The organism is Sorangium sp. So ce185, from assembly GCF_051526825.1.
Taxonomy (GTDB): domain Bacteria; phylum Myxococcota_A; class Polyangia; order Polyangiales; family Polyangiaceae; genus Sorangium; species Sorangium cellulosum_D.
Map to the genome: position 1 here is coordinate 13,690,224 of NZ_CP150316.1, position 25,231 is coordinate 13,715,454.

A 25,231-nucleotide genomic window follows, 5' to 3' on the forward strand; every position below is an offset into this window, starting at 1 on the left:
CGACGGCGTGGCACGCGATTCGCTTCGTCCTCGGGCGAACCGTCTCGAAAGGGCCGTGTATGAAACGCTGGACCGACGTGGTGCTCTGGAGCGTGGTGCTAGTGTCGCTGCTGATGTGGCTGCTCGGCGTGCTCGGCGTGCTGCCCGAGGACGGCTGGCTCAACGTGCTCCTCGTGATCTCCGCCGCTTTCGCCGTCACCGGGATGCTCCGGCAGATGCCCGCTCGGCCCCACCGCTGAGCCGGCGGGCGCCGCCTCGGGCGACTCCGTCTCTGTCGCCGCCGCCGCGGGGCCGTCCTGGCAGCAGCGGACGCCGGTCGAGTAATCGAGGTAGCTCCTCGGGTGAGCCGTGATCAGCGCCTCGCAGCCCGCCCGGGTCGAGCGCGCGTAGAAGCCGCCGGCGAAGGCGCCGCCCGGCTCGTTCACCCACTCATCGAGGTTGCCCACGAGGTCGTAGACCGCGTCGCTGCCCCAGCGGCTCCGGCACCGGGGGCTCCCGCCCGTCTCGCGGAGCAGGGGCTCTCGGGCGCTGCGCACGCGGTTGAGCCGGGGATCCAGGTGGCCCATCGACGCGTTGCCGTGGAGCAGGGCGGCGGGGTGCGCCGGCCGGAAGACATTGCACGCGCCCTCCTCGAACGTGTCGCCGTACGGGTACAGGGTGTCGTCCTCGCCGCGGCACGCCGTGACGAACTCGTCGACCGAGCAGAGCCGCTTGCCCGCGGCCGCGCAGGCGCTCTCGGCGACGAGCCCGGTCACGTAGCCGCTCGGCCGCACCCCGAACCTGGAGCGGGCCAGCGCGGCGGTCGCCCGGCCGCGCTGCCAGCCAGGGAGCAGCGGCAGCGGGAAGGCGCGGGCGTGGACGTCGCCGATCCGCCGCCGGCCGGTCGACCACTCGGCGAGCGTGATCTCGAGGAGGTTCGGGGTCGACGGGTAGTCGGGCGAGAGCGCCTGCCCGGTGGCGCCGTCGACGAGCATCCCCTCGAAGCGATCGATGCAGAAGCGGCCGCCCGCGATCGCGACCATGTCCGAGGGGCACGCGGGCGCGGCCGGCAGCGCGGGGGCGGGCGCCTCCGCCTTCGCCCCCGCGGCCGGGCGCGCCGCCGCGACCGCGGTCGCCGGCAGCGCGGGGCGCGCGACGCCCGCCTCGGCCTGCGCGTCGAGCCCGCGCGCCGCGCTCCCGAACCACCGCAGGCTGCCGTCGGCCGCCCAGACGACGTCGCCCACCACGCAGGCGCCGGGGGCCGCGAGCTCCGGGACGGTCACGAAGGCGCCCGGCGAGGGCGCCGGGACCGCGCGCCGCGCCGGCTGGCCGTCGACGCAGAGCGCGCCGGTGTCGTCCGTGGGCCACGGCTGCGACGCGAGCTCCGCGCCGTCGTCGTCCAGCCAGACCACGTGGCTCCGGGCCGCGTCGCTGAGCAGCGCGCCTCCCTCGGGCAGGGCGACGAGCCGCACCGTGAGGTCGCCCTCGGCGAGCGGCAGCGACGTCTCGCGCGCGGGGCCGGGCCGGCCGAGCGCGTCGATCGAGAGCGCCACGACCTTGCGCGGATCGGCGGCGCTCACGCCGGCGACGAGGGCCCCGCCGCCCCGGCGCTCGCACGCGTCGAAGCCCGCGCGCACCGGCGACGCGATCGCCACGGCGGGCGCCGCCGGGCCCGCCGCGGCCGCGTGGGGCGCGCGGGGGTCGACGCGCGCGAGCGCGGCCTGCGCGCCCGGCGCGGTGAGCGCGCCCGAGGCGTCGACCCCGGTGATCTGGAGCCGGTCGCCGAGCACCTCGAGGAAGAGCCCCCGCTCGCTGCCGCCGACGAGCGCCGCGCCGCCCTCGTGGGCGCGCCCCCGCAGCGCGGGCACCACGAGCGGCTCGGGCGCGAGCCGCACCACGTCGGTCCTCGCGAGCCACCAGGACGCCCCGATGCGCGCGGCGCGCCGCCGGTCGGCGGGGCGCTCCGGCTCGTCGATCGGCGCGCCCGGCGCGCCCCCGGGCGGCGCGGCGCCGAGGCCCGCCGGCGCGGCCGACGCGGAGATCAGGCCGCGCGCGTCGAGCCGGTGGAGCTGCCCCGCGGCGAAGGCGAGCCCCTCGCCGTCCGGCGCGAACGCGCCCCACGCGAGGCGCGCGCGCCGCGCCGGGAACGGGTCCGGCTCGCGGCGCGGCTGCCCGTCGGCGCGCGAGGCCGAGAAGAGCTCGCCGGCGACCGTCTGGAAGTAGGCGCGATCCCCCGCCCACACGGCGAGCCCCGGATCGTACGCCGGCTGCCCCGCGGCGCGGCGGGCGCCGCTCGCGGCGATGCGCTCGAGCGCGCCGATCTCGGCGGGCGCGAGCGGCGTCGGGTCCGCGAGGCGCGCCGGATCCACGGCGCAGACCGCCCTGGGAGCGGCGCCGGCCGGGAGCCGCTGGAGCGAGGGCGCGACGCGCGTCGCCTGGCAGGCCCCGTTGCGGCCGGTGACATCGACGGCCACCGCGCCCGCGCTCGCCGTCGCGAGGCGCGGATCCAGGTGGCCGCGCAGCGCGCCGTAGTCGAGATCCCCCTCGGCCACGACCGCGCGCCGGCTCGCGTCGAGCTTGCCGTCCTCGCCGAGCGACGCGAAGGCGATCTGCGCGCTCCCGAGCCATGACGTGCTCGTCTTCTTCGCGCTCGCCGCGTAGTAGAGGAGGTCGATCGCGCCGGGCCTCCCGGCGGCGTCGATGAGCCCCATGCCGTCGAGGGGCGGCCGGAACCGCAGCCCGGTGGGGGACGACGCGGTCGCGATCCCCTCGGCCGGCGAGAACCAGCGGATCCGCACCTCGACCTCGGGCAGCGGATCCGGCCGCTTCGGCTGGGGCGCCGCGCGCGGGGCCTTCCTCGGGCGGCCTTCGCGCCCGCGATCCGCGCCGCGCTTCTTCTTGTCGGCCGGGGCGCCGCGGCCGCCGGACACTTTGTCGGGCCGCCTCGCCGCGGGCGCCTTGCGGGCGGGCGCCTTGCGGGAAGGCTTCGCCGCGGCGGCGCGCTCGCGCGCCGCGCGCTGCGCCTTCGCGGCCACGTCGCGCTTCGCGGGATCGGCGATCTCGAGCTCGAGCAGCGCGACGCGCTCGCCCACGGCCGCCGCCGCGTGCGCGCGGCCCCTCGCGCACGCGCGGGACGCGGCCGAGGCCTCGCCGGGGAGGAACGCCGTCGCGCAGATCTCGCCGTCCTGCGAGGTGAGCAGCGTCGTGCTCCCGCTGGGCGAGGAGAGGGCGCCGGCGAGGTCCTCGTCGACGAGCAGGAGCGGCGGCCCGAGCTCGCCGGTCGCGGCGTCGAGCCGCCTGACCCAGCCGAACCGGTCCGACGACGTCTTGGAGAGGAACACCACCGAGCGGCCGTCGAGCGACGGCTCGACGGTGAACGCGAGCGGCTCGAGCTGCGGCGCGCCGAGCGGGGTGCGCCCGGGTTGCGCCGCGGCGTCGGCCGCCTCCGCGGCGTCGGCCAGCGGCGCCGGGGCGGCGGCCGGCCCGCGGGCGGGGGCGCGCGCCGCCGTGCCGGCGGGCGCGGGCGCCGCCGTCATCGGGCGGCCGGAGCAAGCGCCCGCGCCGCAGGCGAACGGCACGAGCAGGGCAGCGAGGAGGGAGAGGGGCGATCGGGGACGTCGCATGCTTCGCGCGCTCGGCCCCGCTCGCGGCGCGGCCGGGAGGGGGCGGCGGCCGAGCCTAGCGCAGATGGGCCGGCGATCGTCGCCAGGGCGCACGCGCCGCGCGCCGTGGGCTGCGCGCACGCCGGAGCGTGCACCGCGGTGCCGCTCTGTACGGGCCGCGATCGTCGCGGGGCGCGCGCCCGCGGGCACGGCGGCTGCAGCCCGGCAGGGCGGAGAAAAGCCAGGAGGCCTCCATGAACGCGTCGATTCACCGCATGCACGTAACTCTGGGCGCCGCCGCGCTCCTCGCGCTCGTCTCCTCCGGGTGCGGCGGCGAGCGGCGGCCGGCCCAGCCGATCGGCAGGACGCCGACGTTCGAGTCCGAGATGCCCTACGCAGCCGACGGGCAGCCGCCGGGCGCCGGGCACGGGCACTGGCACGGGCACGCGCCGCCGCCGTCGGACTCGAGCGAGTTCGGGCGGAGCCCCGCGGAGCAGGGCCGGATGGGCCAGGGCGCGCCGGGCGGCCGGATGGGCCAGGGCGCGCCGGGCGGCCGGATGGGCCAGGGCGCGCCGGGCGAGCGGCAGGGCCAGGGCGCGCCGGGCGACCGCGAGGAGCGCGAGCTTTGCGACGAGATCTCCGCGTCGACGAGCGTCAGCGCGCAGGACATCCCGGGCGGCGTGCAGATCGTGCTGACGCCGGTCCCCGGCGCCACCGCGACGTCGCTCGAGCGGCTCGCTCGCCGGCTCGACGCGCACCTCGCCGCGCTCGACCAGGAGGAGCAGCCGCCGCCGGGGGACGGCGAGGCGCGCTGCCGCCTGTTCGACATGGCCCGAGCGGGCGCGCGCGGCAGGGTCGTCGAGGCGGCGGACGGGCTCCGCGTGCTCTTCACGACCGACGACACCGCGAGCGTCTCGACGCTCCGCGAGCAGGCGCGCCGGTTTGTGCAGTACGCTCGCGAGGGACAAGTCCGGTAGGGCTGTCCGAACCCTGGGGCGCCTTCGAGGCCGGGCACGGGGGCGTGCAGGTGGCGCTCGACCGGCCGTGGAGCGCGGGCTAGCCTGTGCCTGAAGGGTTCCACGATGAGCAAGAAGCTGGATGAAGAGTTGGCCCAGGCGCTGTCTCTCGTAGAGCAGCAGGACACGCCCGCGGTGGTGAAGCCGGCCGCGGCGAGCCCGCCGACCAAGCGCCCGTCGCGCAGCCTCGGCCTGCTCGCGACGCTGCTCGTCATGGTCGGCGCGCTCGTCGCGCTGTTCCTCGTCGGCTTCAAGGAAGCGGCCGTCTACGCGACGCCGGTCGATCAGCTGCTCGCCTCCAAGGAGAAGCTCGCCGGCCGCAAGGTCCGCGTCGAGGGCGAGCTCGTGCCCGGCACGCTGGCCAAGCGCGACACCCCCTGCGAGTACCGCTTCGAGATCCACGGCACGCAGGCGTCGCTGCCCGTGCGCTACGCCCAGTGCGTCATCCCCGACACCTTCCGCGACGTGAAGGGCGGCGGCGTCCAGGTGACCGTCGAGGGCACGCTCAAGCAGGACGGCAACTTCGAGGCGAGCCTCGTGATGGCCAAGTGCACCTCGAAGTACGATCCCAACACGCACGAGATGAAGGGCGGCGCCGAGGCCGGCGAGGGCCCGCTCTCGCTCAAGTGAGCGAGCGCGCCCGCCCGCGGCGCCCGCGCGCGGCGCAGCGCCGGCGGGTCGGGTAGCGCTCGCCTTCTCCCCTGCATCCTCCACACTCCGCCGATGATCTCCCGTGACCGCCGGTTGCTGAGCCCCGTCGGCGACGGACGCAGCTCGCCCGTGCCGGGCGAGCCGCCCTCGGACCGCGCCGGCGCGTCGAAGCCCGTCGGCCCCATCCTGACGGCGCAGCACGCGCTCACCCTCCTGCCGGGCATGGAGGCGGTGCTGGGCTCGATCTTCCGCGACGTCGAGCGCGCCGAGCGGCGCGTCGACATCGAGACGTACATCTACCGCGACGACCTGCTCGGGAGCTCGTTCGCGGACGTCATGGGGCGGGCCGCGGCGCGCGGCGTGCGCGCGCGGCTCCTCTACGATCCGCTCGGCTCGCACGAGACCGACGCCCCGTTCTTCGACGAGCTCCGGCGCCGCAACATCGAGGTCCGCGCCTACCGCCCGATGGCGTCCAGCCTCGGCCGCGGCGGGCTCCTGCCGCGGGATCACTCGCGCGTCATCGTGATCGACGAGCTCGCCTACACCGGCGGCGCCGCGTGGGGAGACGAGTGGCTCCCCGAGCGGCGCGGCGGCAAGGGGTGGCACGACGTCTGTATGCGCCTCGAGGGCCCCTGTGTCGAAGACTTCGCCTTCCTCTTCGAGCAGCGCTGGCGCGAGGCCGACGGCGGCTCCGAGGGGCTGCGCGACTACGCGACCGGGCGCAAGTACCCGGATCTCGAGCTCGTCGCGGACACGCCGGACGACAACGCGCGGGTCTACGGCCGCTACCGCGCGGCGATCCGGCGGGCGAGGGAGCGCGTCTGGATCGAGAACGCCTATTTCTTCCCGCCCGCCGGGATGCTCAAGGATCTCGTCGACGCGGCCTCGCGCGGCGTCGACGTCCAGATCATCCTCCCCGGCGAGACCGATCTGCCCATCATCCAGCGCGCCGCGCGCGCCGAGCACGCCGCGTGGCTCGATCGGGGCTTCAAGCTCTTCGAGTACCAGCGGGACGTCATGCACTCGAAATTCGCGCTCATCGACGACGACTGGTGCACGATAGGCACGTTCAACGCGAACCCGAGCAGCCTGAGCGCCGTCAACGAGGTGAATCTCTTCGTGTTCGAGCCGGCGTTCGTCGCGCAGGTGGCGGACCTGTTCTCGAGGGACAGGGCGGCCTCGCGGCCGGTGACCCGGGGCACGCTCGCGGAGCGGTCGCTCCAGGCCAAGGCCGCGGACTGGCTAGCTCACGGGGCCTTGAGCCTCCTCGACAAGCTGGTTAAGACATCCCCGGACTGACGCCCGAGGAGGAGGCATTTGAGCCAGGATCGCGACCTCGTCATTTTGACCCAGAACATCTGGGGGGGAGTCGCCCTCTGGGAGCGGCGCCGGGCGATGCTGGCCCGGCTCATCGGCGATCTGCGCCCCTGCATCATCGGGCTCCAGGAGGTGCACGCGCAGGGCGCGAGCGGCGACCTCGGCCAGGCCGGCGAGCTCTCGCGGCTCGTCGGCGGATACCGGGCCTGGTTCGCGCCGGGGCGGGTCGCCGCGGGCGGCGAGTGCGAGGGGGTCGCGCTGCTCTGCCGGGACGACATCGAGGTGCTCGATCACTCCGTGGAGGCGCTCACGCTCGACCGCGACGACCCGTTCGAGCGCGACAGCCAGCGCGTCGTCCTGCGCGCCGCGATCCGGCGCGCAGGCGCGGTGATCGACGTGCTCGTCACGCACCTCTCGCTGTCGAAGCGCGCGCGGGCGCGCACCGTGCGCGAGCTCGTGAGCTTCGCCGCGCGCGAGCGCGAGAAGTCGAAGAGCCTCGGCGCCGTGCTGATGGGCGACTTCAACGCGCTCCCGAGCGAGGAGGCGGTCTGTTACCTCCAGGCGAGCGCCGGAGAGGGCTCCTGGCTCGACGCCTGGTCGCAGACGCACCCCGGCAAGACCGGCGGCACCTGGCCGGCGGGCCTCCCGCTGCGCCGCATCGACTATGTCTTCGTCCAGCCGGGGGAGGGGTGGACGATCACGCGCTGCGAGCGGGCGCCGTTCTCCGGCTCGGATCACCACGGCGTGGTCGTGGGGCTGCGGCTCGGCGCCTGACGGGCGGAGCGCCGCGCGCCCGGACGATCCCCCGGCGGCGCTCGACGGATGAGGCCGGCGTCCCGCCCAGGGCGGCGCGCGCCTCGCTCCACAACGCAGAACGAGATTCGGGGGCATGCGTAAGGAGCGTAAAAGGAGCGTAAAGATGAATCGCGCGTATTGAACCCGCCGCGGCAGACCGGGTAGGCTGGCGGTTCATGAGCAGACTGCTGATCTTGGGGGCGACTGGGGGCACGGGCGCCGCGTTGGTCCGTCAGGCCCTGGAAGCTGGCCACGAGGTCTCCGCATTCGCGCGGACGCCGGCCAGCATCCCTGTCCCGCACCACGAGCGGCTGCGCGCGCTCCGGGGCGACATGATGGATGCCGAGCAGGTGTCGCGCGCCGTGTCCGGCCACGACGCGGTCCTCTCCGCCGTCGGGTCGCGCGGCCTCGGCCCGACGCGCGTCTACTCCGAGGGCGTCGCCAACGTCCTCCGCGCGATGAAGGAGCACCGCGTCCGCCGCCTGATCGCGGTCACCTCGGCGGGCGTCGGCGACGATCAGCAGAGCGCGCTGTGGTTCCGCGTCCTCGTGAAGCCGCTGCTCCGCAACCGGTATTCCGACATGCAGCGCATGGAAGAGGCCGTCCGCCAGAGCGATGTGGCCTGGACCGTCGTGCGCCCGCCCAAGCTCACGGACGGACGGCTCACCAAGGATTACCGCGCCAGCGTCGATCACCTGCCGATGGGCGGTTACTTCTTTGCTGGTCCCACCATCTCTCGCGAGGACGTCGCGCATTTCATGCTCTCCCAGATCGACAGCGACGAATACCTGCGCAAGACGGTCGTCGTGACGTACTGAGGCTCGGCGCGCGCGCTGTCCCTTGACGCAACGGTGGGGCTTGGGTCTGCTGCCGGCCACGCCGCCGCGGCGAGCCTGCGGCGCTCCTAACGTGATGGTCGCGCTCGCCACGATGTCCGCGACCGCGCCCAGCCGAGGCCCGAGCTCCATGATGTTTTATCGCAGGACCGCGCTCCCGTTGTTTCTCGGTCTGGGGGCTCCGGCCCTGATCGGGTGTGAGCTGCTCGTCGCCGTCGACCGCAGCAAGATCGATGCGCCCGCGGCCGGCAGCGGCGGCGAGGCCGGCGGCGGCGGCGAGGCCGGCGAAAGCGGCGAGGCGGGCAGCGGCGGCGGGGGCGGCGCGCCAGGCGCGGTGTGCGGCGACGGGGCCGTCGGCGCGCCCGCCGAGGCGTGCGACGATGGGAATCGGACGGCCGGCGACGGGTGCGATCCGGGCTGCGCGATCGAGCCCGGGTTCGCCTGCGCCGGGTCGCCGAGCGCGTGCACCGCGGGGTGCGGCGACGGCGCGCTGGGCGGCGCGGAGACGTGCGATGACGGCGGCGACGAGGACGGCGATTGCTGCTCGCGCGCCTGTCAGGTGGAGCCCGGGTGCGAGGTCGAGCCGAACGACGGCTTCGCGTCCGCCAATGACGCCTTCTCCATCGCGCCGGACGGCCGCATCCGCGCGTTCATCGATCCCGAAGGCGATGTGGACGTGTTCTCGGTGACCGTCCCCGACGGCGCGCTCGGGCGCCTCGAGGCGGAGACGCGCGACGGCCCGCTGGGCACGACGTGCAGCTCGCTCGGCGTCGACACCTACCTGACGATCGTCGACGGCAGGCTCGAGACGATCGCGGACCACGACGACATCGACGAAGACAACTACTGCTCTCACCTCGTGCTGGAGAAGCTGAGTCCCGGCGAATACCTCGTCAGCGTGCAGATCTCCCCTGCCGCGGAGCCCGCGACCTTCGACTACACGCTCTCGCTCACGCTGGACACCTCGGTGTGCGGCGACGGCGCGCTCGAGGGCCCGGAGCTCTGCGACGACGGGAACACGGTCGGCGGCGACGGCTGCAGCGCCGCGTGCGAGCTGGACACCCCGCGCCCCGAGGTCGAGCCGAACGACACCGCGGCGGAGGCCGACGCGCGCGCCGCGCTCCGGCCGAACGCGCTCGTCTCGGGGGCGATCGCGCCGCTCGGCGACGTCGATGTCTTCGCCTTCGAGGTGCCGAGCGTCGCGGAGATCCTGCTCGCCACGTTCAGCCCAGGGAGCCTGAGCGCGTGCGTCCAGGGGGTCGACACCTTCCTTCAGCTGCTCGACGTGGACGGCGCGACGGTGCTAGCGAGCGACGACGACAGCGGCCCCGAGGCCTGCTCGCTCATCGACGCGAGCGTCGCCCCGTGGGCGACCCAGCTCCAGCCGGGCACGTATTACGTCGCTGTCGAGGAGTTCTCCAACGACGCCACGATCCCCGGCTACAACCTCCTTGTCGTGTTCACCGCGCTCTGCGGCGACGGCGTGGTCGAGGGGGCGGAGGCGTGCGACGGCGGCGAGGGGTGCTCTGCGGCGTGCGCGCGCATCCAGGTGTGCGGCGACGGCGTGGTCGACGGCGCCGAGACGTGCGACGACGGCGACACCGAGAGCGGAGACGGCTGCAGCGCCGCGTGCGAGCTCGAGGGGACGCTCCCGGAGATCGAGCCGAACGACGCGCCGGACCAGGCGACCGCGGGGCAGGCGACCGCGACGGGCGCGCTGTTCACCGCGTCGATCGATCCGCCGGGCGAGATCGACTATTTCGCCGTCGAGGTCCCCGGCGTGGCCGACCTCGATCTGGAGACGTTCGACACGAGCGGCCCGCGCTCGTGCCGCGATGTCGACACGGTGATGCAGCTCCTCTCGCCGGAAGGCGCCGTGATGGCGGAGGACGACGACGGCGGCGAGGGCGCGTGCTCGCGCATCCAGGCCGCCATCCCCGCGCCGGGCACGTATCTCGTGCGCGTCGAGGAGTACGGCAGCGGCTATATCGGCGGATACACGCTGCGCGCGCGGACGACGGCCGTCTGCGGCGACGGCCGCGTCGAGGGCCTGGAGGAGTGCGACGGCGGCCCCGCGTGCGGGCCTGCGTGCCAGCGCGTCCCCGTGTGCGGCGACGGCCTCATCGACGCTCCCGAGGTCTGCGACGACGGCAATACCGACGGCGGGGACGGCTGCGACGCCGCGTGCCGGCTCGAGGGGGCGACGGCCGAGATCGAGCCCAACGCGACGCCCGCCGAGGCCGACGCGAACGGCGCCGTGGCGCCGGGAGCGCTCGTGTCCGGCGCGATCGAGCCGGAGGGCGACGTCGATCTCTTCGCCTTGCAACTCACCACCATCTCCGACCTCCGGCTCGAGACCTTCGACTCGAGCGGCCCCGACCGCTGCGCCGGCGGCGTCGACACCGCCCTCGCGCTCCTCGCGGCGGACGGCGCGACCGTGCTCGCGTCCGACGACGACGGCGGCGTGGGCGCCTGCTCGCTCATCGACTCGACGAGCCCGGGCGGCGCCGCGGCGCGCCGCCTCTCGCCGGGGACGTACTATGTCAGTGTCCGCGGCTTCCCCGAGCTGCCCGGGGCGCGCTACACGCTGCGCGTCTCGCTCGACGCCTCGTGCGGCAACGGCGTGACGGAGGGCACGGAGGAGTGCGACGGCGGCGCGCTCTGCGATCCGCGCTGCGAGCGGGTCGCGATCTGCGGCGACGGCCTCCGCGACGCGCCGGAGGGGTGCGACGACGGCAACGCCGCGGGCGGGGACGGGTGCAGCGCCGCCTGCCAGCTCGAGGCGGTGACCGCGGAGATCGAGCCGAACGACACCCCCGAGGAGGCGCGGGCGAGCGATCTCGTGATCGCGGGCGACGCGCTCGTCGCGGCGAGCCTCGCCGCGGGCGACAGGGATGTCTTTCCCATGAGATTGCCTGTCGCCTCGGTCGTGCGCCTCGAGGTCTTCGACGGCACCGCCGCGGGGTGCGCGGGGGACATCGCCACGACGCTCCGCGTGCGGGACGCCGAGGGGGCGCCCGTCGCGACCGACGAGGGGCTCTCCGACGCCGAGGTCGCGGGCGGCATCGGCGGCTGCTCGGCGCTCGTCCTGGCGCTGCCCGCCGGTGACTACGATATCGAGGCGGCGTCGCGGGACGGCGGCGCGGCGATCCCGCTCTACCTCCTCCAGGCGAAGATCCTCGAGTCCGCCGGCGCCGAGGCCGAGCCGAACGGCACCATCGCCGAGGCGAACGGGCCGATCGGCTCCGACGTCTTCATCGCCGGCGCGCGGACGCGCGACGACTTCGATTTCTACGCCGTGGATCTCCCGGAGGGCCGCTCGATCCGCGCGGAGATCGTCGAGGGCGGCGCGGAGACGTGCGAGTCGCTCGAGATCGACAGCCGGCTGTCGCTGCTCGACGCCGAGGGCGCGCTCATCGCGGACGACGACGACGGCGGCCGGGGGCGCTGCTCGCTCCTCGACGGCACCGGGGACGCCCCGCGCCACCCCGGCGCGCACGCGCTCCCGGCGGGAACGTACTTCCTCCGCGTCCGCGCCGCGTCGGGCGCGCCGGGCTCCGCGGCCCTCTTCGAGTACCGGCTGGCCGTCACCCTCCGCTGACGCGCGGCGCCCCCGCGCGTCCGGGGTCGCTGCGCCCACGTCCCGTCGAGACGCGGCGCGCCCGCTCCGGGCGCCGCCGGGGGGCCGGGACGAACCCGGCCCGCCGCGGCGACTCGATGTCTCGATATCCCATCATCGCGAGACTGCCGCGCTCCGTCGCGCCGCGCCGCCGTGTGGCTCCGCGGTGCCCAGCGGCGTCACATGAGGGGGCAGGACCCACAAGCATCCTCGGGAGTCGCACGCGAGCGTTCGCGCGCATTCCGCGTGTTCCTTCCTCGCGCGCCCGCGCGCGCGCTCCCGCCGTCACACGCGGCCTGGACCGCTCTTCGCACCGTCGCCGCACAGCGCCTCTCGCGGCGCAGGTGCGTGATGATTCGGCTGGATGTGGGAGCCCATGGGGTGCGTTCGAGGCAGAGGGCATGAGAGCATAGTCGAGGAGTGCCGGTATTCTCCCTGGTTCTATCTCCGTCGTGTTTTCGAGCGGAAGACTGCCAGTCAAAAGTGCTTGCGCGAACGCGCGGGGAGAATAGTCTCCTGTTGTTCGCTTCATGACCTCGGGGCGGGTTCCTCCGGGAGCGTGGCCATGACGGGCCGACGACGACGCGCGTCGCGCCCGCCGGGCCACGGATCCCCTGGCGCAGGCCCCGGGGCATGAATCCCTTGGGTGACGATCTGGATAGGTATCTGCATCAAACTTCACCACAGATTCGATTCCTCGGAGGTATTTCTCATGAAGAAGATTGCTCGTTGGGCGCTCGCTTTCGCTGCGGTGATGTCGGTCTCTGGCAGCGCCATGGCCATCAATCAGGCTTGCGGTTACGATGTCGTGCTCAAGAACGGGCTGCGGTCGATCCCTGCCGGTAAGTTCGCTTGCGGCCTGGCCGAGCAGAGCGGGGATTTGTGGAGAGACGAGTGCGTCTACGCGTGCAAGTGGGGCGTCATGGCGGCCCCGGGCGCCGCCGTGAGCGCCACCTCCGTCATGCGCCAGGCGACGACGCTCGGGCATTTCGGCTGCGATGAGATCTCGTATCAGTTCACGGACGCGGACATCTGCATGGACAGCTTCGGCCCGAACTACGGCATCGACACACGGTGGCAGAAGGCGATCCTGGCCAGCTTCATCGCCATCGAGGACGGCTACAACGGCGTGATGAAGTCGGTGTTGCGGTACCACTCGCCGCTGTCGTTCGCCCTGACCGGCACGTTCACGCCGAGTGGTGGCTGCTGATGCCGGTGCGTCGCTGAGACCGGTCTCCATCGGGCTCTGAAGCGACGCCCAGCGCTCGACCGATCGGCGAGGGTCTCCCCGCAGAAAGCCCTCAGTAACGGCCCCGGGCAGGACGGGGAGGCGTTCGTCGATCGCGTCGTGCGGAGCGAGGAGGGGACGCCGGCAGCCGCCGGCGGCCCCTTCTCTTTCTCCGCCTCCATCGAGCGTCCGGCGCAGAGCTCTAGCCAAGTCGACTTGTCTGGAGGAACAATGATGCAACCGAGTACGTCGCAACGGCCCCCGTCGCGCCGGCGCCTGTGGATCGCCGTCGGACTTCTCCTGGCTGCCCTCGCCGGCGTGGCCCTCTTCCTCGCCCTCCGTCCGGCGGACGAGCCGACCGGCGGCGCGAAGGCCCCGGCCGCCGCGGCGGACAAGCGAGCTCGCTATCGCAACAGGGCGGTCCTCCGCGGCAGCGCGCCCGCGGCGCGGCCGGAGGCGCGGCCCACGATCAGCGGCCTTGTCTACGGGAGCGACGGGAACACCATCGCGGGCGCGACCGTCGTCGCGTCGACGTTCGAGGTCGCCGGCAACGTGCTCTCGACGGCGGGCTCGGTGAAGAGCGACGAGCGCGGGCGGTTCGAGCTAGGGCTCCCGGACGGCACCTATCAGCTGAACGCGAGCGCCGAGGGGTACGGGACCACGTCGACCACGGCGCACCCCGGCGAGGCGGTGAGCCTCGTGCTGTCGAGGAGCGGCGTCATCGAGGGGCGCGTGCTGGACGAGCGGGGCGAGCCCGTGCGGCGCTTCGCGCTCGACGTCCTCTCGGCCGTGACGGCGGAGACCCCGGCGACGCCGCCTCTGTTCTCGCGCACGTTCGACAGCCCGGACGGCTCGTTCCGTATCGATCAGCTGCCCTCCTGGCAGTTCACCCTCAGGGCGACCGCGGCGGGGTTCGCGCCCACGTTCTCTCCGATGATCGCCGTGGCAGCCGGGGACGTCGAGAAGATGGATTTGACCCTCTCCCAGGGGTGTATTCTGACCGGGCGCGCGGTGGACCCGTCCGGCGCTCCGCTGCCGGGCGTGTACGTCGACGCCGAGTCGCTGATCGCCGTCGGCGAGATGAGCCCCGTCGCCATGGAGGCCGCCGCCCAGGCGCAGACCGAGGACGACGGCTCGTTCAGCTTGCCGCACGTGCCGAAGGGCACGGTCGTCGTCCGCGGCTATGACGGGAGCAACGCCGTGAGCTCGATGGAGATCGAGGTCCCGAGCTGCGACGGCCTCTCGCCGGTGAAGCTCGTGATGTCGCCCGGCGGCAGCCTCTCCGGCGTGGCGCGCGACGCCGACGGCAAGCCCATCGCGGGCGCCCGGATCACGCTGGCGCACCGGCCGATCGGCTTCGTGAACACGGTGAGCGACGCCCAGGGCCGCTTCGAGTTCGATCAGGTCCCGTCCGGCGCGCTCCGCGTGATCATGCAGCGCGGCGAGCAGGTGATGATGGCGGGCGTCGAGATCGCGGAGGGGAAGACAACGCAGCAGGACATCGCCTTTCCGCCCCAGGGCACAGGGGAGATCCGCGGCCGCGTCACCGTGGGCGGCAAGCCGCTCCCGGGGGCTCGCCTCGTGCTGGCCACCTCCGTGGGGGACGAGGGCGCCATCGGCATGTATTACCCTGTCACGGCGGAGGACGGCTCGTACCGCGCGTCCGGGCTCCCGCCCGGCCCCTACATCCTGAACGTCGAGTCGACGAGCACCGGGGCCGGCCTGCGGGTGAGGCCGGGCGAGGTCGCGACGATGGATCTCCAGGTCGTCGACCCGCCGAGCATGAAGGGCAAGGAGGCCGTGCTCCCGCCGCCCCAGTGACTTCGGCGCCGGCGGCGCTCCCCGGCTGTCCGGAGGCCGAGCCTCCCGGACGGCCGGTTCGCGTTTGTGGCGGCGGCGCGCGCCGACCGCGCGCGCCGCCGCGAGATCGAGGCGGCGGCGCCGCTCAGCTCCAGGTCACTCCGCCGGCGCGATCGTCAGCGTGAAAGGCCCGACGTCGCCAGGGCCGTAGCTGTCGACGAAGATGTCGATCGGCGTGTCGGCGGTCACCGCCACCGTGATCGACTCGGGGAACTCGGCGTCGATCGGATCGTCCGCGCACGCGAGCTCGCTGTCCCGGTCAGCGCATTCGGTCCGCGCGTAGAGGACGACATCGGTGCCGACATCCGGCGTGGCGGTGATCGTCACATCGCCGCTCGCCGAAGGGGTGTACCGATACACGACCTCCCCACCGGCGCCCCCGCACGACCCCGTGAAGCCCTGCGTGCCGTCGGACGAGTCCCCCGTCACCTCCGGCTCCGTGAGCGCCACGGCGTCCGCGCACAGGACCTCCGCGTTCACCACGCACGTGTTCTTGCACGCGTCGTCGTCCACGGTATTGCCGTCGTCGCACTCCTCCGTGCCGACGATCTCTCCATCGCCGCAGATTTGCTCCACGAAGGTCACGTCGAGCTCGTACGAAGCGTCCGCCTCGCTCAGCGCCTCGATGTAGATGAAGTAGCTCTCGCCGGCCTCGACGGGGAGCTCCACGAGGGGCTCGCCCGGCGCGAACGCCTGGAGGCAGCCGAGCAGCGTGGCCGCATCATCGCAGCTGGTCCGGACGTACCAGTCGAACAGGCCCTCCGGATCGTCCGAGTACGCGCCGAACCGGACCACGCCCTTCGCCGGCGCGACGAACTGGAACACCTTCTCCTTGAGGCCCGAGCCGGCGGGGTACGTGCCGAAGATGTCCGAGCAGATCGCGCCGAACGCGTCGCTGCCGTCCTCCGTCGTGCCGGTGAACGTCCCTCCCTCGGACACGTCGGTCGCCCCCGTGCACGCCGCGGTGATGCGGTCGGAGCACGCCTGCTGCGCGGAGCAGTCGAGCTCCTCGCAGTCCTGCAGGGCGTCGCGGTCGTCGTCTTTGCCGTTGTCGCAGGTCTCGCCCTCCGCGACGCAGAACCCGGAGTCGTCGTCGCAGGAGCCCTGGCACTGCTCGTCGGCGTCGCAGCCGCCGACGCACATCTGCCAGCCTGCCCCGTCCATGTCGACGCAGGCCTGCGCCACGCCCCCGCAGTCGTCCGCCGATGCACAGGACTTGAGGCAGAGCGAGTAGCTGCCCTGGGGAAGACACTCGGAGCCCTCCTCGCAGGGCAGCAGCTCCTCGTCGCAGAGCGAAGAGCAGTAGCCGCCCGCCCAGCCGAACGACTCCTCGGTCAAGCAGAGCCCGCCGAGACACTCCTCGTTGGCCGTGCAGGCCTCGCCGTCCGCCTTCGCCTCCGGGGCGCCGAAGCCGTCGCCGCCGTCGCCGCCCTGGCCGCCCTCGCCCTGGCCGCCGTCGCCGCCCTCGCCGCCCTGGCCGCCGTCGCCGCCCTGGCCGCCATCACCGCCTTCGCCACCCGTGCCGGACGCGGTCCCTTGCGGGCTCGGGTCGTCGTCGCCGCAGGCGGCAAGCGACAGGCACATCGCTGCAACCGCTGACAGGGGAAGAGCAAGTCGCATCTTGTTTCTCCTTAGTAGGGGGTACAGCGCTCGTAGCACGGAATACGCCAATACGTGCCACATCAGGAGAAAAACACAGCAATAACTGTAATTGTTACGTCCTTGGTAGAATACGTTGATAAGAAAATGGTCCTTACAATCGTGCAATGCTGAGACCATGGCGTTTCAGAATCGAAACCTGGCGGGGATGTCCCCGACGCACTGCCGCAATTCTCGGCCGGTTCTAGGGATCCTCCGGATGGCATGGTCGGTGCTTCATGGGAGGCCAGCGCCGCCGGCGCGGCCTTCGCCCCCCTGAGGCCCCGGCGGCGCTGTATTTTTGTCCGTTGCCTTCCCGGTCGGTGCGTTCTGCCACGCCTGCGCGCCACGGCTCACGTCGCCCGGCAGGCCGGGACGGTGACGCAAGGCGCGGCCGGGGATCGGGCGCGGACCGCCGTCGCGTTGTATCGTCGGCCGCCCCATGGCGACGAAGACGAAGCACGCCTCTCCGGCGAAGAAGCTCCCGAAGCTTCCGGCGGAGAAGATCTCCTCTCCCCCGGATCAGAAGTTCGCGTGCCGCGACTGCCCAGCTCGCTGCTGCCGGCTGCCCTGGAACATCCGCTTCAGCAGCGAAGAGGCCAAGCGGTACCTCGAGGAGCCGTGGGTGCGGGAGCGGGCCGGGGAGGAGGGGGCGCTCGTCATCGCGCGCGGCGTCCTGCCGATGCGGGAGAAGGACCGCCGGCTCCAGTGCGTCTTCCTCGACGACGACCTGCTCTGCAGCATGCAGAAGCGGTTTGGCCACGAGTACATCCCCAAGTCGTGCCAGGCGTTCCCGTTCGGCTTCGTCCGCGACGAGAAGGACGTCGTCGTCGCGCAGCTGTCCCATCTCTGCCCGTCGATCCGCGACAACTACGGCGAGCCCGTGGACCGACAGCTCAAGGACAAGCTCCAGCAGCGGGGCGACACCGAGCGGATGTCGAAGGCGCTCGCCACGCTGGGCGGCGTCATCCTCGCCCAGCCGCAGTACCTGCGCGCGGCGGCGCACTGGGAAGCCGAGCTCGCGACCGACGACTCGCCGGCGGCGACCCTGGCGCGGCTCTACGACTGGACGACCGCCTTCGAGCGCGCCCTCCCCCCGGGCGCCGAGCGCGCCGCGGACGTCTCCATCGACGCCGCCCTCGCGCTCGCCGGGGCCGAGGCGCCCGCGCCGCTCGAGCCCCGCAAAAAGCCCTCGTTCTACGCCCGGGTGCTGTTCGCCTATCTCCTCGGCAACCTCTGTTATCCGTCGCGGGTCCGGGAGGCCCACCGCGTCGGAAAGGCCTCGTGGACGGAGCTCCACGCGCTGCGCAGCTTCGGCAACAAGGCCGCCTGGATGCTCGGCCGCGGCACCGTCGAACTGCTGTTCATCCCCAAGCCGTTCAAGCTGCAGCGGGTGAGGACGGTCGACCGCTTCCTCGCCGGGGACGAGGGGATCCTCGTCAAGGACTACCTGCGCCTCGTGCTCCAGCGCCGGCACATCTTCTCGGCGCCCCGGCACCTCCTGGCCGCGGTCCTCGACCTGTCGCTCGCCACCGTCATCATCTCTCGCTTCGCCCGCTGCCGCGCCGCGGCGGACGGCCGGGTCAAGGTCTCCCCGGAGGACGTGCGGGAGGGCATCAGCGTGGCCGAGCTCGTCCTCCTGAGCCACGCGGCCCTGTCCGAGCAGGGCAAGCTCATGAAGAACCTGCGCTGGCTCCTCCTCACGAAGCGCGAGAGCTTCCGGGCCCTCCTGGCGACCGAGGCGTAGCCCGGCGCGTCAGACGTGCGGTGGGGCTCGCCTAACCGCCGGTCCTGACTATCCTTCCGCGCCCACCGGGCCGGCAGGCCCATGGAGGCACGCGCAATGATCGTCATGAAGTTCGGCGGCAGCTCGGTCGAGAGCCGCGCGCAGATCGAGAAGGTCCTTCACATCGTCCGAGCCCGTCTGGACCGCCGCCCCGTCGTCGTGAGCTCCGCCCACAAGGGCATGACCGACGCGCTGATCAACGCCGCCAAGCTCGCCGCCACCGGGAAGTACGACCCCTCCATCCCGTTGAGCAAGCAGCGCGCCGTCGCTGAGGCGCTCGGCTGCGCGCCCGATCTCCTCGCGCCCTTCTACGAGGAGATCGCGGACCTTTTGCGCGGCATCAGCCTCGTCAAGGAGCTCAGCCCGCGGAGCCTCGACTACATCGCGAGCTTCGGGGAGCGCATGGCCGTGCGCTGCATCGCGGACTTCTTCGCGCGGAGCGGCGTAGAGGCCCGCGCTTACGACGTCTGGGACCTCGGCTTCATCACCGACTCGAGCTTCGGCCGCGCGCGCCCGCTGCCCGGCTTCGACGCCCGCGTGAAGGCCATGTTCGCCGAGCGCGTCCCCGAGGGCGTCGTCCCGATCGTCACCGGCTTCGTCGGCCGCAACGAGGCCGGCGAGATCACGACCGTCGGCCGCAACGGGAGCGACCTCACGGCCACGCTGCTCGCCGCGGGCCTCGGCGCCGAGGAGGCGCAGATCTGGAGCGACACCGACGGCGTGATGACCGCCGACCCGAGCGTCGTGAAGACGGCCCGGAACATCCCCACGATGCGCTTCGACGAGGCCGCCGAGCTCGCGTTCTTCGGCTCCCGCGTCCTGCACCCCTCCACGCTCCTGCCCGCCATGGAGAAGGGCATCCCGGTGCGGGTGCTCAACACGAACCGGCCGGATCACCCCGGCACCGTCATCGACTTCAACACCGAGGCCGGGTCCCCGGCCGTGACCAGCATCGCGTACCGCGAGCGGCAGGTCGTGCTCAAGATCAGCTCGACCCGGATGTTCGGCGAGGTCGGCTTCCTCGCGCAGGTCCTCGCCGTGCTGGCCCGGCACGAGGTCGTGATCGACGTGATCACCACGTCCGAGGTGTCGATCTCGATGACCACCGACGACCTCGGGAAGCTCAGCCGCGCGCTGCCCGAGCTCGAGGGGTTCGGCGCCTGCGAGGTGCTGCCCAACCGGACGACGCTGGTCGTGGTCGGCAAGGGCCTGCCCAAGCAGAAGGGCGTCGCCGCGCAGGTGCTCGAGGCGATGGCCGAGGCCGGCGTCAACGTCGAGATGCTGAGCTACGCCATGGGCAGCATCAACCTGTCGATGGTCATCGAGGACGCGAGCGTCGCGGCCGCGGTCGCGGTGCTGCACCGCTCCCTCTTCGAGAAGGCGCGGTGACGGCTCACCACGACCGGCCGCCGGCCGCGTGACGCCGGCCGCCGGCCGCGTGACAGGACGTTGACAGGCGTGACGCGACGCGCGCGCCGCAGTAGGCGTAGCCCTCGGCCGGACCCGGCGTCCGGCCTCGGGGAGACCATGACAGCGGCACACCAGGGCGGCAGCGCGGCGCCCATCCCTCGCCAGAGCACGAGCGACATCCTGCGGCGGATCGAGGCCGCGCACGCCGCCCTCGGCCCGGGCGCCGCCCTCGCGTTCGACGCGGACGGCACCCTCTGGGAGGGCGACGTCGGCTTCGACCTGTTCGAGGCGTTCCTCGCCGGCCGCTGCGCGCGGCCCGAGGCCGAGGCGGCGCTGCGGCGCGAGGCCGAGGCGTTCGGCGTCGCCGCGGAGGGCGGCGCGCACGAGATCGCGAGCGCGCTCTACGCGGCGTTCGCCGCCGAGCGCTACCCGGAGGACCGGGCCTTCGCGATGATGGCCTGGGCCTTCGCCGGGTGGCGCGAGGACGAGCTCGCCGCCCTGATCGACCGCGTGCTCGAGGAGAAGGGCCACGCGGGGCGGATCCGGCCGGCGCTCTTGCCGATCCTCGACTGGGCGCGGTCGCGCGGCGTCGCGGTCTATGTCGTCTCCGCCTCCCCGCGCGCCGTGATCGAGCGCGCGGTGCGGCGGCTCGGCGTCGCCCCTGAGCGGATCGCGGCGATGACCCCGGCCGTCCGCGAGGGCCGGCTCGCCGCGGAGCTCGCCGCGCCCCCGACCTACGGCGACGGCAAGACCCGCGCGCTCGAGCGCCTGTTCCCCGAGCTCGCCGTGCTTGCGGCGTTCGGCGACAGCGCGTACGACGCCGCCCTGCTGAGGACGGCCCGGGTGCCCGTCGCGGTCGCGCCGAGCCCGAAGCTGCTCGCGGTCGCGGGCTCGATCCCGGGGCTCGTCCTGCTCGACACCTGAGCTGCCGCCATGGCCAACCTCTCGCTCCGCGGCCTCCTCCGACGCTTCCCGGGCGCCGAGCGCCCCGCCCTCGCCGGCCTGGACCTCGAGGTCGAGGACGGCGAGCTGCTCGTCCTCGTCGGGCCCTCCGGCTGCGGTAAATCCACGGCGCTCCGGCTGATCGCGGGCCTCGACAGCCCCGACGGCGGCACGGTCTCGATCGGCGGGCGCGACGTCAGCCGCGTCGCGCCCGAGGACCGCGACGTCGCCATGGTCTTCCAGGGCTACGCCCTGTACCCGCACATGACCGCGCGCGACATCATGGGCTTCCCGCTCCGGATGCGCGGGGTCGCGAAGGCGGAGCGGGCGCGCCGCGTGGAGGAGGCGGCGGCGCTGCTCGGCATCGGCCACCTGCTCGATCGCCGCCCCGGCGAGCTCTCGGGCGGCGAGCGCCAGCGCGTGGCCATGGGCCGCGCGATCGTGCGCGCGCCGGCGGCGTTCCTCTTCGACGAGCCGCTCTCGAACCTCGACGCCGCGCTGCGCGCCGAGCTCCGGGTCGAGCTCGCGGCGCTCGTGCGCCGCCTCGGCACGACGTCGGTCTACGTGACCCACGACCAGATCGAGGCCATGACCATGGGCGACCGCATCGCCGTGCTGCGCGCCGGCGAGCTCCAGCAGGTCGGCCCGCCGCGCGCCATCTACGAGGCGCCGGCGAACACCTTCGTGGCCGGCTTCCTGGGCACGCCGGCGATCAACCTGGTCCCGCTCGAGCGCGATGGCGATCGGTACGCGAGCGCGGCGCTCTCGCTGCCCGCCCCGCCGGGGGTGGCGCTCCCGGACCGGGTCATCGCGGGCGTGCGGCCCGAGCACCTGCGCGTCGCGCCGGGGGCGCAGGGCGACGCGGGGGCGTGGGGCGACGCCGGGGCCGCGGGCGACGGGGCGCGGGGCGAGGTGGAGGTCGAGGCGCGCGTCGTGGTCGCCGAGCCGCTCGGCGCCGAGACGTTCCTGTACCTCGAGGCCGGCGGCGCGCGGCTGCGCGCGCGGGCGCACGGCTTCGCGACGCCCGCGCCGGGGGAGGCGGTGCGCGCGCGGCTCGACCCGGGCGCCGTGCTCTGGTTCGACGCGGGCTCCGGCGCGCGGATCGCCCCGCCGGGGGGCGCGTCATGAGCGGAGGGGGCGGCGCGGTGCGCGGAGCGGTGCGCGCCCGGCGCGGAGGGGTCGGCGTCATGCGCGGGGCGCGCGGGGAGGCCGCGCCGTGAGCGGCAGCGCGCGCGGCGCGGCGCGGTCCTGGGCGAGCGCCGCCTGCTCGCGGCGCGACGCGCTCCGGGCGCTCGCCGCGTCGATCGCCGCGGCCGCGGCCGGCGCGACCGGCTGCGCGCGGCGCGCGCCGGACGGGCGCATCGAGGCGTCGCTGTGGTTCGCCTACGGCGGCAAGAACCGCGAGGTGCTCCTGTCGCTCGTCGACAAGTTCCACCGCGAGCAGGGGCGCTACCGCATCGACGCGGTGTACCAGGGCGACTACTTCGAGGCGCTCGCCAAGCTGCGGACCGCGCTCGCGGCGCGCGCGGCGCCCGCGCTGACGCACGTGGTCGGCGAGGTGGTGCCCTACCTGGCCGAGGCGGGCGTGCTCGAGCCGCTCGAGCGGTTCCTCGGCGCGCCCGGCGCCGGGGACGGCGGCCTCGACGTCGTCGAGGCGCTCGGCCAGGCGGGCACGTTCGTGGGCGGGGGCGAGCGCCCGCTCGTGTGCCTGCCGTTCAACCGGTCGACGCCGATCGCCTACTACAACCGCGACGTGTTCCGCGAGCTCGGGCTGTCGCCGCCGTCGACCTGGGACGAGCTCCGCCAGACCGCGGCGCGGCTCGTCGTGCGCGACGGGGGCGGGACGCGGCGCTGGGGCTTCGAGTGCCCGATCGACTGGTGGTTCTGGGCGGCGCTCGTGGGGCAGGCGGGCGGCGAGCTCCTCGGCCCGGACGGCGCGCCGGCGTTCGGCGGCGAGGCGGGCGTGCGCGCGCTCCGGTTCTGGCAGGCGCTCGTGCACGAGGACCGCACGATGAAGCCGCCGCCGGGGCGCGACTACAACGCCTGGCAGGTGACCAACACCGACTTCCTCTCGGGCCGGGTCGCGATGATCTGGACCTCGACCGCGTTCCTCCGGTACCTGGAGGACAACGCGGGCCAGGCGGGCGCGGGGCGGTTCGAGGTCGGCGCCGCCCCGCTGCCGCGCGACGTGCGCGCCTCGGTGCCCACCGGCGGGACGATGTTCGTGATGCCGCGGGGCGCGGCGCCGTCGGCGCAGGAGGCGGCGTTCGCGTTCCTGCGCTGGATGATGGAGCCGGCGCAGGCGAACGCGTGGGCGACGCGCACGGGCTACATGCCCGTCTCGCGGCGCGGCCTCGCGGCGCTCGCGCGGGACGGCTACTACGCCGCGCACCCGAACGATCGCGTCGCCGTGGACCAGCTCGCGCACGCCGCGCCCTGGCCCTGGTCGCCGGACCTGTTCCGCGTCCAGCGCGAGGCGGTGCAGCCCCGGCTCGAAGAGGCGGTGCTCGCCCCGCGCGACGCCGCCGAGACCCTCTCCGAGGCCGTCCGCGCGGCGCGCGAGCGATGAAGCCCAAGCACCCCCTCTCTCCGTACCTGCTCCTCCTGCCGACCGCGGCCTTCCTGGGCGTGTTCTTCCTGGTCCCGCTCCTGCTCGCGGCGAAGAACAGCTTCTACGCGTGGGATCTGCTCACGCCGCCGCGGTACGTCGGGCTGCGGAACTACGAGGTCCTCGCCGAGAGCGGCGAGCTCGCCGGCACGCTGCTCCGCACGCTCGGCTACAGCGCCGTCGTGGTGACGCTCTCCGGCTCCCTCGGGCTCGCGCTGGCGGTGGCGCTCGATCGGCCGGGGCCGGTCTACGCCTTCGTGCGGGGCGCGGTGTTCAGCGCCTATGTCGTGTCGTGGGTCGCGGTGGCGCTCCTCTGGATGTGGATCCTCGACGCCGAGGGCATCTTCTCGGCGGCGCTCCGCGGGCTCGGCCTCCCGGCGATGAGCTGGCTCGGCGATCCCCGGTCGGCGCTGCTCGCGCTGGCCGCGGTGAGCGTCTGGAAGATCACGGGGTATGCGATGGTCATCTTCCTGGCGGGCCTGCAGGACATCCCCCGCGCGCTGCACGAGGCGGCGGCGCTCGACGGCGCCGGCCCGTGGCGGCGGTTCCGCCACGTGACGTGGCCGCTGCTCCGCCCGAGCGCCGCGTTCGTGGCGACGACGAGCCTCATCCTCTCCTTCCAGGCGTTCGACGTGATCCGCGTGATGACGCAGGGCGGTCCGGTCAAGTCGACGACCCTCTTCGTCTATGCCATCTACGAGCACGTCTTCGTGAACCTGCGGGTCGGCCGGGCGAGCGCGATGATCGTGGTCTTCTTCGGGTTCTTGCTCCTCTTGACGGTCCTGCAGCTCTGGGCGCTCCGCGCGGGCGTGCCGCGCGCGGGGAGGCGGCCGTCGTGACGGCGGGGCGCGGCGGCGGCGCGGGCGCGGGGCTCTTCAGCGCGCGCGCGCGCCGGCTCGTCTCGGATCTCGTGCTCCTCGCGGTGGCCGTCGTGTGGCTCGGGCCGTACGTGTGGATGACGATCACCTCGCTGAAGACCCTGCCCGAGATCACCCGCGCTCCCGCGTACCCGTTGCCGCAGGCGATCCAGCTCGGCGCGTACCGCGAGGTGCTCCAGGCGGTGCCGGTGATGCGGTATTTCGCCAATACCGTGTTCATGGCGACGGCCATCGCGCTCTTGCAGATCGCCCTGGCGCTCCCGGCCGGCTATGCCCTCGCGAAGCTCAGGTTCGTCGGGCGGGGCGCCGCGTTCGTCCTCGTGCTCTCGTGCCTGCTCATCCCGGCGCAGGTGACGTTCGTGCCGGTCTTCACGATGCTCGGCGCGGCCGGCCTCGTGAACACGTTCGCGGCGTTGATCCTCCCCTTCGGGGTCAGCGCGCTCGGGACGTTCCTCGTGCGCCAGGCGCTGCTCTCGGTGCCTGACGAGATCATCGAGGCGGCCAGGATGGATGGGGCGGGCGAGCTCAGGATCGTCTACCTGATCCTCGGCCCGATGCTCCGGCCGACGCTCTCGGCGCTGTTCCTGTTCAGCTTCGTCTTTCACTACAACGATTACTTCTGGCCGCTCGTCATGACGACGGACGATCGGGTGCGCACGTTGCCGCTCGCGATCGCCCTCCTGCGGGAGCAGGGGACGGGGGTCCGCTGGCACCTCGTGATGGCCGGCAACGTGATCCTGAGCCTGCCCGTGCTCCTCGTGTTCGCGGCGGCGCAGCGGCAGCTCCTGCGCGCGGTGACGGCGCGGGTCTGAGCGGGTCGGGCGCCCCGGCCGGGCCCGCGCTCGAGGCAGCCGGGCCGCCGGAAGCGCGGTTTGGCCGGCCGGCGTGTGCACCGGCGTGGCAGTGAGCGCGGGCGCGATCGCGCCCGCCAGCCGCGTTGGTGCGGCGGCCGTGCGCCTCGCCGGGCTGGCGATCGCCGCGAATCGCGGCGGGCCGGGGCGACGGATCGAGGGGAGAGCGCTGCGCGGTTTGTTCTCGTCCGGGCGCCCTCGCTTCTGGCCCGGTC

The 25,231-nt window shown here is 73.8% G+C and carries 17 protein-coding genes; 15 read left to right on the forward strand and 2 right to left on the reverse strand.

Going from position 1 to position 25,231, the window contains the following annotated elements; genetic code table 11:
- Positions 1 to 98: 98 nt before the first annotated feature.
- Positions 99 to 3,602, reverse strand: coding sequence for a hypothetical protein (locus tag WMF26_RS50660; RefSeq protein ID WP_437998552.1), 3,504 nt, complete (start codon positions 3,600 to 3,602; stop codon positions 99 to 101).
- 254 nt (positions 3,603 to 3,856) lie between these two features.
- Between WMF26_RS50660 and WMF26_RS50665 the strand changes: the two genes are divergently transcribed.
- From WMF26_RS50665 to WMF26_RS50700, 8 genes are all read left to right on the forward strand, one after another.
- On the forward strand, positions 3,857 to 4,558 hold the full coding sequence (locus tag WMF26_RS50665) for a hypothetical protein (protein ID WP_437998553.1): 702 nt from the start codon (positions 3,857 to 3,859) through the stop codon (positions 4,556 to 4,558).
- Positions 4,559 to 4,663: 105 nt separating this feature from the next.
- Complete coding sequence (locus WMF26_RS50670) at positions 4,664 to 5,227, forward strand: cytochrome c maturation protein CcmE (protein WP_061621774.1); 564 nt, start codon at positions 4,664 to 4,666, stop codon at positions 5,225 to 5,227.
- A gap of 93 nt (positions 5,228 to 5,320) precedes the next feature.
- Complete coding sequence (locus WMF26_RS50675; protein WP_437998554.1) at positions 5,321 to 6,547, forward strand: phospholipase D-like domain-containing protein; 1,227 nt, start codon at positions 5,321 to 5,323, stop codon at positions 6,545 to 6,547.
- 18 nt (positions 6,548 to 6,565) lie between these two features.
- Positions 6,566 to 7,339 carry an endonuclease/exonuclease/phosphatase family protein gene (locus WMF26_RS50680; RefSeq protein ID WP_437953204.1) on the forward strand — a complete coding sequence of 258 codons (774 nt, stop codon included), beginning with the start codon at positions 6,566 to 6,568 and terminating at the stop codon, positions 7,337 to 7,339.
- A gap of 197 nt (positions 7,340 to 7,536) precedes the next feature.
- Positions 7,537 to 8,178: an NAD(P)-dependent oxidoreductase gene (locus WMF26_RS50685; protein ID WP_437998555.1), complete on the forward strand. Its 642-nt coding sequence runs from the start codon at positions 7,537 to 7,539 to the stop codon at positions 8,176 to 8,178.
- A 148-nt stretch (positions 8,179 to 8,326) separates the two neighbouring features.
- Entirely contained in the window at positions 8,327 to 11,797 is a 3,471-nt protein-coding gene (locus WMF26_RS50690; RefSeq protein ID WP_437998556.1) for a DVUA0089 family protein, read from the forward strand.
- 730 nt (positions 11,798 to 12,527) lie between these two features.
- Positions 12,528 to 13,025 carry a hypothetical protein gene (locus WMF26_RS50695; RefSeq protein ID WP_437998557.1) on the forward strand — a complete coding sequence of 166 codons (498 nt, stop codon included), beginning with the start codon at positions 12,528 to 12,530 and terminating at the stop codon, positions 13,023 to 13,025.
- A 249-nt stretch (positions 13,026 to 13,274) separates the two neighbouring features.
- Complete coding sequence (locus tag WMF26_RS50700) at positions 13,275 to 14,864, forward strand: MSCRAMM family protein (protein ID WP_437998558.1); 1,590 nt, start codon at positions 13,275 to 13,277, stop codon at positions 14,862 to 14,864.
- Between the two features lie 135 nt (positions 14,865 to 14,999).
- Here the strand turns inward: WMF26_RS50700 and WMF26_RS50705 are convergent, their stop codons facing one another.
- Positions 15,000 to 16,487 (reverse strand): DUF4215 domain-containing protein, encoded by a 1,488-nt coding sequence (locus WMF26_RS50705; RefSeq protein WP_437998559.1) that lies wholly within the window; start codon positions 16,485 to 16,487, stop codon positions 15,000 to 15,002.
- Positions 16,488 to 16,983: 496 nt separating this feature from the next.
- Here WMF26_RS50705 and WMF26_RS50710 point away from each other — a divergent pair, with 496 nt between their 5' ends.
- The 7 genes from WMF26_RS50710 (at position 16,984) to WMF26_RS50740 (ending at position 24,977) form a co-directional block, all read left to right on the forward strand.
- A complete protein-coding gene (locus WMF26_RS50710; RefSeq protein WP_437998560.1) occupies positions 16,984 to 18,288 on the forward strand; it encodes a YkgJ family cysteine cluster protein in 1,305 nt (434 codons plus the stop codon).
- Positions 18,289 to 18,384: 96 nt separating this feature from the next.
- Positions 18,385 to 19,716 (forward strand): aspartate kinase, encoded by a 1,332-nt coding sequence (locus tag WMF26_RS50715; RefSeq protein WP_437998561.1) that lies wholly within the window; start codon positions 18,385 to 18,387, stop codon positions 19,714 to 19,716.
- A 138-nt stretch (positions 19,717 to 19,854) separates the two neighbouring features.
- The gene (locus tag WMF26_RS50720; protein WP_437998562.1) at positions 19,855 to 20,661 is read left to right on the forward strand and encodes an HAD family hydrolase; all 807 of its coding nucleotides are present in this window, start codon (positions 19,855 to 19,857) and stop codon (positions 20,659 to 20,661) included.
- Between the two features lie 9 nt (positions 20,662 to 20,670).
- Positions 20,671 to 21,807: an ABC transporter ATP-binding protein gene (locus tag WMF26_RS50725; protein ID WP_437998563.1), complete on the forward strand. Its 1,137-nt coding sequence runs from the start codon at positions 20,671 to 20,673 to the stop codon at positions 21,805 to 21,807.
- Between the two features lie 88 nt (positions 21,808 to 21,895).
- Positions 21,896 to 23,248: an ABC transporter substrate-binding protein gene (locus WMF26_RS50730; protein ID WP_437998564.1), complete on the forward strand. Its 1,353-nt coding sequence runs from the start codon at positions 21,896 to 21,898 to the stop codon at positions 23,246 to 23,248.
- Entirely contained in the window at positions 23,245 to 24,126 is an 882-nt protein-coding gene (locus WMF26_RS50735) for a carbohydrate ABC transporter permease (RefSeq protein WP_437998565.1), read from the forward strand. Before WMF26_RS50730 ends, WMF26_RS50735 begins: the two co-directional genes overlap by 4 nt.
- Complete coding sequence (locus tag WMF26_RS50740; protein WP_061621687.1) at positions 24,123 to 24,977, forward strand: carbohydrate ABC transporter permease; 855 nt, start codon at positions 24,123 to 24,125, stop codon at positions 24,975 to 24,977. Before WMF26_RS50735 ends, WMF26_RS50740 begins: the two co-directional genes overlap by 4 nt.
- Positions 24,978 to 25,231 lie beyond the last annotated feature (254 nt).

Bases quoted from the DNA above. Each gene is read 5' to 3' on its own strand.
- WMF26_RS50715 (WP_437998561.1), top strand. From the start codon at position 18,385: ATGATCGTCATGAAGTTCGGCGGCAGCTCGGTCGAGAGCCGCGCGCAG.
- WMF26_RS50735 (WP_437998565.1), top strand. From the start codon at position 23,245: ATGAAGCCCAAGCACCCCCTCTCTCCGTACCTGCTCCTCCTGCCGACC.
- WMF26_RS50720 (WP_437998562.1), top strand. From the start codon at position 19,855: ATGACAGCGGCACACCAGGGCGGCAGCGCGGCGCCCATCCCTCGCCAG.
- WMF26_RS50670 (WP_061621774.1), top strand. From the start codon at position 4,664: ATGAGCAAGAAGCTGGATGAAGAGTTGGCCCAGGCGCTGTCTCTCGTA.
- WMF26_RS50685 (WP_437998555.1), top strand. From the start codon at position 7,537: ATGAGCAGACTGCTGATCTTGGGGGCGACTGGGGGCACGGGCGCCGCG.
- WMF26_RS50700 (WP_437998558.1), top strand. From the start codon at position 13,275: ATGATGCAACCGAGTACGTCGCAACGGCCCCCGTCGCGCCGGCGCCTG.
- WMF26_RS50675 (WP_437998554.1), top strand. From the start codon at position 5,321: ATGATCTCCCGTGACCGCCGGTTGCTGAGCCCCGTCGGCGACGGACGC.
- WMF26_RS50710 (WP_437998560.1), top strand. From the start codon at position 16,984: ATGGCGACGAAGACGAAGCACGCCTCTCCGGCGAAGAAGCTCCCGAAG.
- WMF26_RS50660 (WP_437998552.1), bottom strand. From the start codon at position 3,602: ATGCGACGTCCCCGATCGCCCCTCTCCCTCCTCGCTGCCCTGCTCGTG.
- WMF26_RS50695 (WP_437998557.1), top strand. From the start codon at position 12,528: ATGAAGAAGATTGCTCGTTGGGCGCTCGCTTTCGCTGCGGTGATGTCG.
- WMF26_RS50725 (WP_437998563.1), top strand. From the start codon at position 20,671: ATGGCCAACCTCTCGCTCCGCGGCCTCCTCCGACGCTTCCCGGGCGCC.
- WMF26_RS50690 (WP_437998556.1), top strand. From the start codon at position 8,327: ATGATGTTTTATCGCAGGACCGCGCTCCCGTTGTTTCTCGGTCTGGGG.
- WMF26_RS50665 (WP_437998553.1), top strand. From the start codon at position 3,857: ATGCACGTAACTCTGGGCGCCGCCGCGCTCCTCGCGCTCGTCTCCTCC.
- WMF26_RS50705 (WP_437998559.1), bottom strand. From the start codon at position 16,487: ATGTGCCTGTCGCTTGCCGCCTGCGGCGACGACGACCCGAGCCCGCAA.